Genomic DNA, 838 nt, shown 5'->3' with positions numbered 1-838 from the left:
AAGTCTGAGTGTCCGCTTCGCAGTATTGATAAGCAACACCGTTTCCAGCCAATCGGTCGATTATGCGGCGCGCAACATCAACCGAGATCATGACAAGCGATGGTTCATCTTTCCCTGGGGAGAGTTGGCCTCACGTGCTGCACAAGAGCGCGATGCAATGGAGCAACCCGAGCGTCTTGCTTCTCGCCGCTGATGAGCCGTGGCTTAGAACTAGTCATGACGTGATGGGCTTGATGTGTGGGCGACCCCTGCGGTGCAAAAGGTTTCGTGCAGCGATGAGCACCGGTCGAGTGCATCCATATGTTCGGCCTGTTGGTGCAGCACCGCATGGCTGCTGGCCCTGATGAAGTCCGCGGATCTGATTCTTAATCACGTCATCGCGCTCAAAGCGCTTTGCTTCCTTGGGCTTGCTCGAGCCCCCGATCCTATCAAGGTGCTCGCAGTGCGAGCAATGCCCTACTCCACGTCAGGCATTGTCATTAGGATAGGTCATCGGGAGGTCTGACGGCAAACCAGCACACTCGGCGGCGAAGCGGGTGCCGCTTCTTAAAATGTGTTCCGATTGCTCTTTCTCAAAACTGGCCGTGGGCAACGGAAAAAGCGAGACACCTCAATGCACGCCTGATCGCAAGGAAAACGACCGGTTTTCTGGCGGTAGCGGTTTTTGCCCCGGCGGCGCTGCCTAGTAGTCGGAATACCCGTTGCGAAAACCACCAGCACATTGCAGGGTGTCAGATATCTTTTCTGGCGGGGTGACGATGCTCATCGGATATGTGAGGGTGTCCAAGGCTGACGGATCGCAGACGCTGGCACCACAGCGCGATGCGCTGCTCGCCGC

Annotated in this window: 1 protein-coding gene; it reads left to right on the top strand. The window is 56.9% G+C overall.

Annotated elements, in window-relative coordinates:
* Positions 1 to 193: hypothetical protein (locus AACY08_RS27570; protein WP_339472272.1), on the top strand; the 193-nt coding region annotated here is incomplete at its 5' end.
* Positions 194 to 838: the final 645 nt, after the last annotated feature.

The sequence above is a fragment of the Pseudomonas sp. EL_65y_Pfl1_R83 genome, assembly GCF_963970695.1.
Lineage (GTDB): Bacteria > Pseudomonadota > Gammaproteobacteria > Pseudomonadales > Pseudomonadaceae > Aquipseudomonas > Aquipseudomonas tritici.
Note: the sequence above shows the minus strand (reverse complement) of the source record. Positions and strands in the feature narration are given on the sequence as shown.